Source organism: Streptomyces sp. NPDC003379, from assembly GCF_053589195.1.
This window is the reverse complement of record NZ_JBSFRK010000025.1, coordinates 53,689-65,640: the sequence shown is the minus strand read 5'-3', so window position 1 is coordinate 65,640 and position 11,952 is coordinate 53,689. Positions and strand designations below refer to the sequence as shown.

At 71.3% G+C, this 11,952-nt stretch carries 14 protein-coding genes; 10 read left to right on the top strand and 4 right to left on the bottom strand.

What is annotated here, in order from left to right; genetic code table 11:
* The first annotated feature begins 149 nt into the window (after positions 1-149).
* Genes ACWDVB_RS24330 through ACWDVB_RS24320 form a run of 3 tightly spaced genes read left to right on the top strand, consistent with a single transcriptional unit; the run spans position 150 to position 3,420 of the window.
* On the top strand, positions 150-1,151 hold the full coding sequence (locus ACWDVB_RS24330; protein ID WP_451516707.1) for an ABC transporter permease: 1,002 nt from the start codon (positions 150-152) through the stop codon (positions 1,149-1,151).
* A complete protein-coding gene (locus tag ACWDVB_RS24325; RefSeq protein ID WP_451516650.1) occupies positions 1,148-2,245 on the top strand; it encodes an ABC transporter ATP-binding protein in 1,098 nt (365 codons plus the stop codon). Before ACWDVB_RS24330 ends, ACWDVB_RS24325 begins: the two co-directional genes overlap by 4 nt.
* Before the next feature lie 29 nt (positions 2,246-2,274).
* Positions 2,275-3,420 (top strand): ABC transporter ATP-binding protein, encoded by a 1,146-nt coding sequence (locus ACWDVB_RS24320; protein WP_451516708.1) that lies wholly within the window; start codon positions 2,275-2,277, stop codon positions 3,418-3,420.
* A gap of 64 nt (positions 3,421-3,484) precedes the next feature.
* Here ACWDVB_RS24320 and ACWDVB_RS24315 read toward each other — a convergent pair whose 3' ends face one another.
* Positions 3,485-3,673 carry a hypothetical protein gene (locus ACWDVB_RS24315; protein WP_451516651.1) on the bottom strand — a complete coding sequence of 63 codons (189 nt, stop codon included), beginning with the start codon at positions 3,671-3,673 and terminating at the stop codon, positions 3,485-3,487.
* A gap of 174 nt (positions 3,674-3,847) precedes the next feature.
* On the opposite strand from ACWDVB_RS24315, the gene ACWDVB_RS24310 reads away from it, so the two are divergent.
* From ACWDVB_RS24310 to ACWDVB_RS24300, 3 genes are all read left to right on the top strand, one after another.
* Positions 3,848-4,522 (top strand): trimeric intracellular cation channel family protein, encoded by a 675-nt coding sequence (locus ACWDVB_RS24310; RefSeq protein WP_451516652.1) that lies wholly within the window; start codon positions 3,848-3,850, stop codon positions 4,520-4,522.
* Between the two features lie 64 nt (positions 4,523-4,586).
* The gene (locus ACWDVB_RS24305; protein ID WP_451516653.1) at positions 4,587-5,456 is read left to right on the top strand and encodes a thioesterase family protein; all 870 of its coding nucleotides are present in this window, start codon (positions 4,587-4,589) and stop codon (positions 5,454-5,456) included.
* A 27-nt stretch (positions 5,457-5,483) separates the two neighbouring features.
* The gene (locus tag ACWDVB_RS24300; protein WP_451516654.1) at positions 5,484-6,521 is read left to right on the top strand and encodes a helix-turn-helix transcriptional regulator; all 1,038 of its coding nucleotides are present in this window, start codon (positions 5,484-5,486) and stop codon (positions 6,519-6,521) included.
* Here ACWDVB_RS24300 and ACWDVB_RS24295 read toward each other — a convergent pair.
* Together ACWDVB_RS24295 and ACWDVB_RS24290 are read right to left on the bottom strand one after the other, a co-directional pair.
* The gene (locus ACWDVB_RS24295; RefSeq protein ID WP_451516655.1) at positions 6,421-7,326 is read right to left on the bottom strand and encodes an alpha/beta fold hydrolase; all 906 of its coding nucleotides are present in this window, start codon (positions 7,324-7,326) and stop codon (positions 6,421-6,423) included. The genes ACWDVB_RS24300 and ACWDVB_RS24295 overlap by 101 nt on opposite strands.
* A 171-nt stretch (positions 7,327-7,497) precedes the next feature.
* A complete protein-coding gene (locus ACWDVB_RS24290; RefSeq protein WP_451516656.1) occupies positions 7,498-8,145 on the bottom strand; it encodes a TetR family transcriptional regulator in 648 nt (215 codons plus the stop codon).
* Between the two features lie 111 nt (positions 8,146-8,256).
* Here ACWDVB_RS24290 and ACWDVB_RS24285 point away from each other — a divergent pair, with 111 nt between their 5' ends.
* The 3 genes from ACWDVB_RS24285 to ACWDVB_RS24275 all read left to right on the top strand — a co-directional run bounded on the left by ACWDVB_RS24285 (position 8,257) and on the right by ACWDVB_RS24275 (position 10,042).
* A complete protein-coding gene (locus tag ACWDVB_RS24285; protein ID WP_451516657.1) occupies positions 8,257-8,409 on the top strand; it encodes a hypothetical protein in 153 nt (50 codons plus the stop codon).
* 196 nt (positions 8,410-8,605) lie between these two features.
* Positions 8,606-8,824, top strand: a complete 219-nt coding sequence (locus tag ACWDVB_RS24280) for a DUF4190 domain-containing protein (protein ID WP_451516709.1) — start codon at positions 8,606-8,608, stop codon at positions 8,822-8,824.
* A 48-nt stretch (positions 8,825-8,872) separates the two neighbouring features.
* Entirely contained in the window at positions 8,873-10,042 is a 1,170-nt protein-coding gene (locus ACWDVB_RS24275) for a cysteine desulfurase family protein (RefSeq protein ID WP_451516658.1), read from the top strand.
* On the opposite strand, the gene ACWDVB_RS24270 is transcribed toward ACWDVB_RS24275, so the two are convergent.
* Entirely contained in the window at positions 10,039-10,725 is a 687-nt protein-coding gene (locus ACWDVB_RS24270; protein WP_451516659.1) for an N-acetylmuramoyl-L-alanine amidase, read from the bottom strand. The two genes, ACWDVB_RS24275 and ACWDVB_RS24270, sit on opposite strands and share 4 nt — an antisense overlap.
* 67 nt (positions 10,726-10,792) lie before the next feature.
* On the opposite strand from ACWDVB_RS24270, the gene mnmA reads away from it, so the two are divergent.
* A complete protein-coding gene (gene mnmA, locus ACWDVB_RS24265) occupies positions 10,793-11,926 on the top strand; it encodes a tRNA 2-thiouridine(34) synthase MnmA (RefSeq protein ID WP_451516710.1) in 1,134 nt (377 codons plus the stop codon).
* Positions 11,927-11,952 lie beyond the last annotated feature (26 nt).

Below are 11,952 nucleotides of genomic sequence, written 5' to 3'. Positions count from 1 at the left end.
GACCCGTAGCTGATCGACTGATCGACCCCTCTGGTCGATCGACCGTCTCACCGCCGCCGAATCCCGCCAGTCCGAAGGGCAGGTGATGGCCCGGGGCGATGGCCGGGACTCCCCACAAGGGGGCCCCGGCCACCGCCGGGCCGCGCACAGTGCTTGCTTATCTCATCCGGCGCCTGATCGCCGTCGTCATCATGGTGCTGGTCGTACTGCTCGCGACCTTCACCGTCTTCTTCATGCTGCCCAAGTGGGCGGGACAGGACATCGCCGTCCTCTTCGCCGGCAAGGCGACCGGTGCCGAGCAGATCGAGGGCATCCGGACCAAGCTGGGACTCGACGACCCGCTCCTCGTCCAGTTCTGGGACTTCATCAAGGGCATCCCGATGGGGCGCGACTACGTCAACGGCAGTGACGTCACGCACTGCCCGGCGCCCTGCTTCGGCTACTCCTTCCGCACCGAGGCTCCCGTCTGGGACACCCTCAAGGAGGCCCTGCCCGTCACCGGCGCGCTCGCCGCCGGTGCCTGTGTGCTCTGGCTCGCCGGCGGTGTCGCCACCGGTGTGATCTCCGCGCTGCGGCGGGGCACCATCTGGGACCGGGCCGCGATGACCACCGCCCTCGCCGGCGTCTCGCTCCCCGTCTTCTTCACCGGCATGATCGCGATGGGCATCTTCGTCCACCAGCTCGGCTGGGTGAAGATCGCGGACAGCCTCAGCACCGACGACTCACCCGGCGTCTGGCTCCAGACGCTGATCCTGCCGTGGATCGTGCTCGCCTTCCTCAACGCAGCGATGTACGCCCGCCTCACCCGCGCCACCATGCTCGAAGTGCTCGGCGAGGACTACATCCGTACCGCCCGCGCCAAGGGCCTCGGCGAGGTCACCGTCATCCGCAAGCACGCGCTGCGCTCCGCGATGACGCCGATCCTCACCGTCTTCGGACTCGACCTCGGTGTCCTGATGGGCGGCGCGGTGCTCACCGAGTCCACGTTCAACCTGCCGGGGCTCGGTCTGGAGGCGGTCAGGGCCATCAGCAGCAAGGACCTGCCCGTCATCCTCGGCGTGACCCTGTGCGCGGCGCTCGCGATCGCCGTGGCCAACCTCGTCGTCGACCTCATGTACGCCGTCATCGACCCGCGAGTGAGGCTGGGATGACCGAACTGTCCAAGAGCGGAGCCGCGGTGGGCGAGCCCGTCGCCGACTCGCCCGATCCCTCCGCCTTCCTGGAGGTGCGCGACCTCAAGGTGCACTTCCCGACCGACGACGGCCTGGTCAAGTCCGTCGACGGACTCGACTTCCAGCTGGAGAAGGGCAAGACCCTCGGCATCGTGGGCGAGTCCGGCTCCGGCAAGTCGGTCACCTCGCTGGGCATCCTCGGTCTGCACACCGCCGGCCAGTACGGTGCCCGCAGGGCGCGGATCTCCGGGGAGATCTGGCTCAACGGCAAGGAACTGCTGAGCGCCGCCCCCGACGACGTACGCAAGCTGCGCGGCCGCGAAATGGCGATGATCTTCCAGGATCCGCTCTCCGCGCTGCACCCGTACTACTCCATCGGCAAGCAGATCACCGAGGCGTACCGGGTCCACAACGACGTCGACAAGAAGGCCGCCCGCAAGCGCGCCATCGAGATGCTCGACCGGGTCGGCATCCCCCAGCCGGACAAGCGCGTCGACTCCTACCCGCACGAGTTCTCCGGCGGCATGCGCCAGCGCGCGATGATCGCCATGGCGCTGGTGAACAACCCCGAGCTGCTCATCGCCGACGAGCCGACCACCGCCCTGGACGTCACCGTGCAGGCGCAGATCCTCGACCTCATCCGGGATCTGCAGAAGGAGTTCGGCTCCGCCGTCATCATGATCACGCACGACCTGGGCGTCGTCGCCGAGATGGCGGACGAGCTCCTGGTCATGTACGGCGGCCGGTGCGTCGAGCGCGGCACCGCCGAGAAGGTCTTCTACGAGCCGCAGCACCCCTACACCTGGGGCCTGCTCGGCTCGATGCCCCGCATCGACCGCGAGGAGACCGAGCGCCTCATCCCGGTCAAGGGCTCCCCGCCCAGCCTGATCAACCTGCCGAGCGGCTGCGCCTTCAACCCGCGCTGCCCCTACGCGGACATCCCCAAGGATCAGATCACCCGCCGCGAGCGCCCCGACCTGCGCGAGGTGGCCGCCGGGCACTACTCCGCCTGCCACATGTCGCAGGAAGAGCGCACCCGGATCTGGACCGAAGAGATTGCGCCGAAGCTGTGAAAGATGACGTGAAGGGCCAGGGCCAGGAGATGACGATCCCGGCGCACACGAAGAGTCCGACCGAGCCGCTGCTCAAGGTCGACGGCCTGGTGAAGCACTTCCCCATCAAGAAGGGGCTGCTCCAGCGCCAGGTCGGGGCCGTACAGGCGGTCGACGGGCTGACCTTCGACGTGCGCCCCGGTGAGACGCTCGGCGTGGTGGGCGAGTCCGGCTGCGGCAAGTCGACGATGGGCCGGCTCATCACCCGGCTGCTCGAACCGACCGGCGGCCGCGTCGAGTTCCAGGGCACGGACATCACGCACCTGAACACCGGGAAGATGCGTCCGCTCCGCCGCGACGTCCAGATGATCTTCCAGGACCCGTACTCGTCGCTGAACCCGCGGCACACCATCGGCACGATCGTCGGCGCGCCCTTCAAGCTCCAGGGCGTCAAGCCCGAGGGCGGCGTGAAGAAGACCGTGCAGGAGATGCTGGAGCGCGTCGGGCTCAGCCCCGAGCACTACAACCGCTACCCGCACGAGTTCTCCGGCGGTCAGCGCCAGCGCATCGGCATCGCGCGGGCGCTCGCCCTGCGGCCGAAGCTGGTGGTGGCGGACGAGCCGGTCTCGGCGCTCGACGTCTCCATTCAGGCCCAGGTGGTCAACCTCCTGGACGACCTCCAGGACGAGCTGGGCCTGACGTACGTGATCATCGCGCACGACCTGTCGGTCATCCGGCACGTCTCGGACCGCATCGCGGTGATGTACCTCGGCAAGATCGTGGAGCTGGCGGACCGCAAGGACCTCTACTCCACGCCGATGCACCCGTACACGAAGGCGCTGCTCTCCGCCGTGCCGGTGCCCGACCCCAGGCGGCGCGGCGTCAAGAGCGAGCGCATCCTGCTCCGCGGCGACGTCCCCTCGCCGATCGACCCGCCCACCGGCTGCCGCTTCCACACGCGGTGCTGGAAGGCGACGGAGATCTGCACGACGAAGGAGCCGCCGCTGGCCGCGTTGGCCACGGGGCACCAGGTGGCGTGCCACCACCCGGAGAACGCCGAGGACCAGGCGCCCGAGGACACAAAGCTGCTCTCGGCCGCCAAGGAGGCGATCGAGGTGGTGACGGTGGTCCCCAAGGCCGAGGAGTCGGCGGCGGAGGCTTCCGCGAAGCCGACCGGGAAGCAGGCAGAGAAGTAGGAAGACCGCCGACGGGAGGGTGCGAGGGGATCGCACCCTCCCGTCGGCGTGTCCGGGACCCACGTCACTCGGCGACGACGCTCCAGCGGCCCACTTCCCGGTAGGCGGAGTCACTGATCGTCTCGCCGTCGCCGGGCGTCAGCGCGTAGTGCCCGAGGTTGCCGCCCCAGTACCGCAGGATGCGGCCCAGCTCGTCGGCGGCCTTCCCGTCGAACGCGTTCTCGCCCATGTCGACCTCCAGCAGGAACTTCATGGCTTCCGCGCTCCTCCCTCTCGTGCGTCGCCTGAGCTTCAACCTTGTCATTGACATCCCCTGTGAGACTTTCCGGACGAGGGAGCCGTGGGGGATAGGGTTCAGGGCGCGCAAACCCTCAAGCCGCGGTGAAGGTCACGACGGGCCCCGCCCGGCCACAGGTAAGAATGGCGCGTGCTCCAGGATCTGTTCAGCCCTTCCGTCCAGCACGCGCTCGACATCGTGGGGATCTTCGTCTTCGCGATCTCCGGCGCGTTGCTCGCCGTACGCAAGAACTTCGACGTCTTCGGCATCGCCGTCCTCGCCGAGGTCACCGCGCTGGGCGGAGGGCTCTTCCGCGACCTGGTCATCGGGGCGGTGCCGCCGGCCGCCTTCACCGACCTCGGATACTTCATCACGCCGCTCTTCGCGGCGGCGCTGGTCTTCTTCCTCCACCCGGAGGTGGAGCGCACCCAGCTCGCGGTGAACGTCTTCGACGCGGCGGGGCTCGGCCTCTTCTGCGTCGCGGGCACGACCAAGGCGTACGACTACGGCCTCGGCCTCACCGCGTCGGCCACCCTGGGGCTCGCGACCGCGGTGGGCGGCGGCGTGCTGCGCGACATCGTCGCCAACGAAGTGCCCTCGCTGGTCCGCTGGGACCGCGACCTGTACGCCGTGCCCGCCATCGTGGGCGCCACGATGGTCGCCCTGTGCATCCGCTTCGACGAGCTGACGGCCTTCACCAGTGGCCTCGCCGTCGTGACGACGTTCGTCCTGCGGTTGCTGGCGCTGCGCTACCACTGGCGGGCGCCGCGCGCCTGGCACCGGCGGTCGACGGCCGTGGAGGCGGAGGTCGAGGAGACGCCGTAGCAGGGCTCTGCCGGACCGACAGAAAAAGCTACCGCTCAGTAATTACATGTTGTACGTTGCTGCCATGGCAACGGCAGCAACAGTTCCCGCAGCGGTGCCCGCGCGCATCGGCGACAGCGAGTTCGACCGCGACACCGCGGTCACCCGGCGCGAGCCCGGCGTCTACGACACCGAGCTCTCGGCGGGGTGGACGATCATCAGCGCCGTCAACGGCGGCTATCTCCTCGCCGTCATCGGCCGCGCCCTCGCGGACGCCCTGCCGCACGCCGACCCCTTCACCATCTCGGCGCACTACCTCACCGCGTCGAGCCCCGGCCCCGCCGTGGTCCGCACGGACGTGGTGCGCGGCGGCCGGTCGCTCTCCACCGGACAGGCCTCCCTCTTCCAGTACGACGAGGAGGGCCGCGAGGTCGAGCGCATCCGCGTGCTCGCCTCGTACGGAGACCTCGACGCGCTGCCCGACGACGTCCGCACCACTGCCGAGCCGCCCGCGATCCCGCCGCTCGACCAGTGCTTCGGCGCCCAGGACGCCCCGGACCACCGCCCGGTGCCCGGCAGCTCCGCCATCGCCGACCGCCTCTTCCTCAAGCTGGACCCCGCCACGCTCGGCTGGGCGCTCGGGCAGCCCTCCGGCAAGGGCGAGATGCGCGCCTGGTTCGGTCTCGCGGACGGCCGCGACGCCGACCCGCTGTCGCTGCTGCTCGCGGTGGACGCGCTGCCGCCGACCGCCTTCGAGATGGGCCTGACCGGCTGGGTCCCGACCGTGGAGCTGACGGTCCATGTCCGTCACCGCCCGGCCCCCGGACCGCTGCGCGTCGCGATCACCACGCGGAACCTCGCGGGCGGCTTCCTGGAGGAGGACGCCGAGGTCTGGGACAGCGAGGACCGCCTGGTCGCGCAGTCCCGCCAGCTCGCGCGGGCGCGGCTCTCCTAGGCCAGGCCGTGGGGGATCCTGGACGGCGTGAAAGCTGACCGGCTGCTCTCGATCCTGCTGCTGCTCCAGACCCGCGGCCGGGTGCCCGCGCACGAGCTCGCCGAGCGGCTCGAAGTCTCCGTCCGCACCATCTACCGGGACATCGAGGCCCTGTCCGCCTCCGGTGTCCCGGTCTACGCCGAGCGGGGGCGGCACGGCGGCATCGAGCTGCTCGCCGGTTTCCGCACCGACGTGACGGGGCTGACCGCCGACGAGTCGCGGGCGCTGTTCGTCCTCGCCGCGCAGGGCGCGCACGCCGCACTCGGCCTGGACGAGGCGCTCGGCTCGGCGCTGCGCAAGGTCATGGCCGCGCTGCCCGCACCGCACCGGCCCGCCGCCGAGCTGGCGAGCCGCCGCATCCTCGTCGACGCCTCGCGCTGGATGCCGGGGCCGCGCATGAGCGTCGACCTGGAGGCGCTCCAGGACGCGGTCTTCGCCGACCGGCGGCTGCGGCTGCGCTACCGGCACAGCGGCGCCGCGCAGCCGAGGACGTACACCGTCGACCCGTACGGCCTGGTGTCCAAGGCGGGCGTCTGGTACCTCGTCGCGGACCGGCGCGGCGCCCCGCGTCTCTTCCGCGTCGACCGGGTCCACTCGGCGGCCCTCACCGACGCCCCGGCCCAGCGGCGGCCTGGCGTCGAACTGGCCGACGTATGGGCGGTGTTGAGACGCCAGGTGGAGGAGCGGCCGGGTGGCATCGCGGTGACCGCCCGGGTGCGCAGGGCCCGCTTCGACCAGTTCCTGCGCATCAACGGCCACGCGCTCGCCGAGCGCCCCGAGGACGACGGCGTGAGCGAGTGGATCACGGTGCGCCTCGCGTACGAGGTGGTGGGCGCCGCCAAGATGCTGCTGCCGTTCACCCATCACGTCGAGGTGCTCTCGCCACCGGAGATCCGCGAGGAACTCGCCCGCGCCGCAGCCTCGGTCATCGCGCTGTACGGCCCGCCGTACGAACCGCTGTACGGACCGCTGTACGGCCCTCCTGAGGCAGCCGGTCCTGGAGAAAACGCGCCAGCTCCCCGGTGAGTTCGGCGGGCGCGTCCTCCTGTACGAGATGTCCCGCGCCGTCGATCACGTGAAGCTCGGCACCTGGGATCGCCTTGGCCAGTTCATGGCCGCGCTCCACCGGGATCCAGGTGTCGTCGGCGCCCCAGCAGATCAGCACGGGCAGGTCCAGCTCGCCGTACCTGCCCTGGATCTCGTCGGTGTAGCGCTGGTCGTTCTGCTCGATCTGCCGGTAGAAGGCGGGCCTGCCCTCGTCCGTGCACCAGGGCGCCACCAGCCGGTCGAGCACCGCCGGGTGCAGACCGCGGTGGCTCGCCGAGCCCACGTACTCGCGTACGAGCGCTTCGTGCAGGCCGGGTGGCAGCTGCGCGAAGACGTCGGGGTGCGCGCCGAGGAGCCGGTAGGTGGGGGAGCCCCAGGGGGCGAGGGCCACCGGGTCGACGAGGGCGAGACGGTCGTAGCGGGCGCCGTGCAGCAGCCGCGCGCGCAGGGCGACGCAGCCGCCGAAGTCGTGGGCGAGGACGGCGGGCCGCTCAAGACCCCAGTGGTCGAGCAGCTCGGTCAGGACGCGGCCCTGCGCGGCGAGCGAGACGTCCTGCCCCTCCCGCATCTCCGATGCGCCATATCCGGCCAAGTCCCATACGTACACGCGGTGTTCACGCGCGAGGGCCCGGGCGACGCCCCGCCAGACGTACGACGAGAAGGGCGTGCCGTGCACGAGTACGACGGGCGGGGCGTCGGCGGGGCCGAGCGCGGCCCAGCGGACGGCGCCCGAGGAGCTGGGGAAGGTGCGGTCGAGGGTCCAGGTGTCGTCGGCGATCGTCATGAGCGTAGAGGTTAGTTGCCCCTTACGTGGGAGTCGAGGAGCCGCCGCTTGCGCCGGAGGGGGTCGGTGTTCCGGGCCGGTCGATGCTCGGGGTCGGTCGGTGTTCGGGGTCGGCCGGTCTTCGGGATCGGCCGGTCTTCGGGATCGGCCGGTGTTCGGGATCGGCCGGTGTCAGCGCTCGTCCAGCCAGTGGCGGCGGCCGAGGCTGACGAGCCGCAGCTGTCGGCGCGCCGTGGCCGCCACCCGCTCGGCGGCCCGCGGGTCCCGCCCCGCCTCCAGGAGCGCGGACGCGGTCATGACCATGTGGTCGACGTACATCCCGGCGAGCATCAGCAGATCGTCCTCGGCCCAGCCTGCCGCCTCCGGTTCCCTGGCGAACTGATCCTTCACTTCCTCCGCGAACAGCGCGAGTTGGCCGCCTATCGCGGCGCGCACCGACTGCACGCCGCCGTGCTGCTCGCGGGCGATGAAGCGGACGTGGGCGGGGTGGGCGCGGACGTACGCGGCGATCAGTTCGACGGTGGCCGCGATGCGCTCCTCCCCGTCGTCCTCTCCCGCGCGGTCGCCGGTCGCGGCGAGCAGGGCGGTGAGCGCGGTGTGCAGGCTGCCGAGCGCCTCCTCGACGAGGGCCACGCCCAGGTCGGCCGTGTCGCGGAAGTGCCGGTAGAAGGCGGTGGGGGCGACACCCACGGCGCGGGTGACCTCGCGCAGGCCCAGGCTGCTGAGGCTCTGCTCCTCAAGCAGCTGGAGCGCCGCGTCGAGGAGCGCCTGCCGGGTCTTCTGCTTCTGGGCCTGCCGGACGCCGAGCGTGTGACTCATGCCATGCAGTCAACAACTGTTCTCCGAGTTTTGAAAGCGCGGAGGGGGTACTCTGTAAGTCAGTGAACAGTTGTTACCACAAGCGTTCACCGAACCGGAGAGGAATCTCTCGTGATCTTCCTTGTCGCCGCCCTGCTCCTGCTGGGTGTCGCCATGGGTTCCGTGGCCCACACCCCGCTGCCGGTCACTCTCGTCGCCGCCGCGGTCATCGGCGTATGGCTGGTCGTCTTCGCGATCCGCGAGCGCGGCACGCGTCACCACTGAGCGGCCATCGCCCCAGATCCGCACGGCAACTCCACCTGCAAGGAGTCGGACCATGGCACTCACCACCGAACGCGGTACTGAAGCCCGTACTGAGGCCAGTAGTGAAACCCGCACCGAGGCCCGCACCGAGGCCCGCACCGAGGCCCGTACTGAAACCCGTGCCGAACGCCCCACCGGACGCCGCGACACCGACGGCATGGCCGTCGCCTCCTTCGTCTGCGGCCTTCTCGGGCTGCTCGTCCTGAACATCTTTCTCGGCCCCGTCGCGATCGTCCTCGCGAGCGTCGCCCTGTGGCGCGGCACCGCCCGAAGGGGCCGTGCGCTGCTGGGACTCGGGCTCGGTGTGGCCGACCTGATCGTCCTCGCCGCGCTGGTCTCGATGGACAACACCGTGTCCTGGGGTCTCGGAGGCTGATACCGCGGGGTCGTCCGGTGCCGCGCGGCTCGTAGAATCGTGCGCACCATGGCCTACCTCGACCACGCAGCGACCACTCCGATGCTCCCGGAGGCGATCGCGGCGATGACCGCGCAGATCGCCGTCACCGGCAACGCCTCCTCGCTGCACGCGGCGGGCCGCAGGGCGCGCCGTACCGTCGAGGAGGCCCGCGAGACGCTCGCCGAGTCGCTCGGCGCACGCCCCAGCGAGGTGGTCTTCACCTCCGGCGGCACCGAGGCCGACAACCTCGCCGTGAAGGGCCTGTACTGGGCCCGCCGCGACGCGGACCCGGCCCGCACCCGCGTTCTCGCCAGCCCCGTCGAACACCACGCCGTCCTCGACGCCGTCCACTGGCTCGGGGAGCACGAGGGCGCCACCGTCGAGTACCTGCCGGTCGACTCGTACGGCCGCGTCCACCCCGACGCGCTGCGTGCGGCGATCGAGCGGAACCCCGACGACGTCGCCCTGGCCACCGTCATGTGGGCCAACAACGAGATCGGCACGATCCAGCCCGTCCGTGAACTGGCCGACGTCGCCGCCGAGTTCGGCATCCCGCTGCACGCCGACGCCGTACAGGCCTACGGCCAGATCCCCGTCGACTTCGGCGCCTCCGGGCTCGCCGCGATGACCGTCTCCGGGCACAAGATCGGCGGGCCGTACGGCATCGGCGCGCTGCTGCTCGGCCGCGAGTACAGCCCCGTGCCCGTGCTGCACGGCGGCGGCCAGGAGCGGCATGTGCGCTCCGGGACCCTCGATGTGCCCGCCATCGCCGCCTTCGCCGTCGCCGGGGAGTACGCCGCCGAGCACCGCGAGCGGTTCGCCGCCGGGATCGGCGCGCTCCGCGACGACCTGGTGGCCGCGGTCCGCTCGGCGGTCCCCGAGGCGATCCTCGGCGGCGACCCGTCGCCGACGGGCCGACTGCCCGCCAACGCGCACTTCACCTTCCCCGGCTGCGAGGGCGACTCCCTGCTGCTGCTGCTCGACGCGCAGGGCATCGAGTGCTCCACCGGGTCGGCGTGCACGGCGGGCGTCGCCCAGCCCAGCCACGTCCTGCTCGCCACGGGCACCGACCCCGACCTGGCGCGCGGCACGCTCCGCTTCTCCCTCGGCCACACGTCGACGAGGGCGGACGTCGACGCGGTGGCCGCGGCGATCGGCCCGGCGGTGGAGCGGGCGCGGTCGGCGGGCCTGAGCTAGGCCTTCTTCGCGGTCCTCCCGGGACCTTCGCGCGCGGCGGCCCGCACCAGGCGCATGTACCGGTCCCAGTCCCAGTGCGGGCCGGGATCCGTGTGGTCCGTGCCCGGCACCTCGACGTGCCCGATGATGTGGTCGCGGTCCACCGGGATGTCGTACCGCTCGCATATCCCGGCGGTCAGCGCGGCGGAGGCGGTGTACATCTTGTCCGTGAACGACGACTTCTTGTCGACGAAGCCCTCGTGCTCGATGCCGATGCTGCGTTCGTTGTAGCTCCTGTTGCCCGCGTGGAACGCCACGTCCAGCTCGCGGATCATCTGCGCCACGTGCCCGTCCTTGCGCACCACGTAGTGCGTGGCGGCGCCGTGCCCCGGATCCTTGAAGACGCGCAGCGCCGTGTCGTAGCCCCCCTGGACGACGTGGATGACGACGCGGTCGATGTCGTAGTCGTCGGGGCGGTCCGCGCGCCGCCAGTTGTAGTCCGACGCGGCTATCCACTGGGCGCCCCGGGTGTCGACCTCGCCCTCCTTGCGCTTCTTGACCACGCCGGGCATCCGCCACCACAGCCGCCCAAGATCGTCCCGGGCGAGCATGGCCGTGCCGGCGGCGGCCACCCCGCCGCCGATCAGCAGGGTGCGCCGGCTGACTCCGCGGCTTCCCGGCTTCTGCCCCTCTGGTTCCCCCATATGATCGTCAACGCTTACTCACGGGCATCCGGTTCCCGCGGGCCCGTACTCTGTTAGAGCTATGACTTTGACCGAGACCCCGCAGCCCTCCCCGCGCCCCCTCCGTGTCCTGGCCGCCATGTCCGGCGGCGTGGACTCCGCCGTCGCCGCCGCCCGCGCCGCCGAGGCGGGACACGACGTGACGGGAGTGCACCTCGCGCTCTCGGCGAACCCGCAGTCGTTCCGCACGGGCGCGCGGGGCTGCTGCACCATCGAGGACTCGCGCGACGCCCGCCGCGCCGCGGACGTCATCGGCATCCCGTTCTACGTGTGGGACCTCGCCGAGCGGTTCCGCGAGGACGTGGTCGACGACTTCGTCGCCGAGTACGAGGCGGGGCGCACCCCCAACCCGTGCCTGCGCTGCAACGAGAAGATCAAGTTCGCCGCGCTCCTGGACAAGGCCCTGGCGCTCGGCTTCGACGCGGTGGTGACCGGCCACTACGCCACGGTCGTCGTGAACGACGACGGCACGCGCGAGCTGCACCGCGCCTCCGACATGGCCAAGGACCAGAGCTACGTCCTCGGGGTCCTGGACGACCGTCAGCTCGCCCACGCGATGTTCCCCCTCGGTGACACGCTCACCACCAAGGAGGAGATCCGCGCGGAGGCCGAGGAGCGCGGCCTCGCCGTCGCCAAGAAGCCCGACAGCCACGACATCTGCTTCATCGCCGACGGCGACACCCAGGGCTTCCTCGCCGCCCGCCTCGGCAAGGCGGAGGGCGACATCGTCGACGAGTCCGGGGAGATCCTGGGCACCCACGAGGGGGCGTACGGCTACACGATCGGCCAGCGCAAGGGCCTGCGGATCGGCACCCCGGCCCCCGACGGCAAGCCGCGGTACGTCCTGGACATCTCCCCGGTGAACAACACGGTGACGGTGGGCCCGGCCGCGGCCCTGGACGTCTCCGCCCTGACGGCCATCAAGCCCCGCTGGTGCGGGGCGGCCCCCTCCGGCCCCGGCACGTACACGGCGCAGCTGCGGGCCCACGGCGGCGAGACGGAGGTCACCGCCGAGCTGGTCGACGGCTCGGAGCTGCGGGTCTCCTTCACCGAGCCGGTCCGGGGCGTGGCCCCCGGCCAGGCGATCGTGCTGTACGACGGCACGCGCGTGGTGGGCTCGGCGACGATCGCCACTACGGAGCGGGTGACGGCGGCGGTCTGACCGGGCCCCGCGCGGTCGAAGGCTCG

Bases quoted from the DNA above. Each gene is read 5' to 3' on its own strand.
- ACWDVB_RS24320 (WP_451516708.1), top strand. From the start codon at position 2,275: ATGACGATCCCGGCGCACACGAAGAGTCCGACCGAGCCGCTGCTCAAG.
- ACWDVB_RS24290 (WP_451516656.1), bottom strand. From the start codon at position 8,145: ATGAGTCACACGCTCGGCGTCCGGCAGGCCCAGAAGCAGAAGACCCGG.
- ACWDVB_RS24295 (WP_451516655.1), bottom strand. From the start codon at position 7,326: ATGACGATCGCCGACGACACCTGGACCCTCGACCGCACCTTCCCCAGC.
- ACWDVB_RS24270 (WP_451516659.1), bottom strand. From the start codon at position 10,725: ATGGGGGAACCAGAGGGGCAGAAGCCGGGAAGCCGCGGAGTCAGCCGG.
- ACWDVB_RS24315 (WP_451516651.1), bottom strand. From the start codon at position 3,673: ATGAAGTTCCTGCTGGAGGTCGACATGGGCGAGAACGCGTTCGACGGG.
- ACWDVB_RS24325 (WP_451516650.1), top strand. From the start codon at position 1,148: ATGACCGAACTGTCCAAGAGCGGAGCCGCGGTGGGCGAGCCCGTCGCC.
- ACWDVB_RS24305 (WP_451516653.1), top strand. From the start codon at position 4,587: ATGGCAACGGCAGCAACAGTTCCCGCAGCGGTGCCCGCGCGCATCGGC.
- ACWDVB_RS24280 (WP_451516709.1), top strand. From the start codon at position 8,606: ATGGCCGTCGCCTCCTTCGTCTGCGGCCTTCTCGGGCTGCTCGTCCTG.
- ACWDVB_RS24275 (WP_451516658.1), top strand. From the start codon at position 8,873: ATGGCCTACCTCGACCACGCAGCGACCACTCCGATGCTCCCGGAGGCG.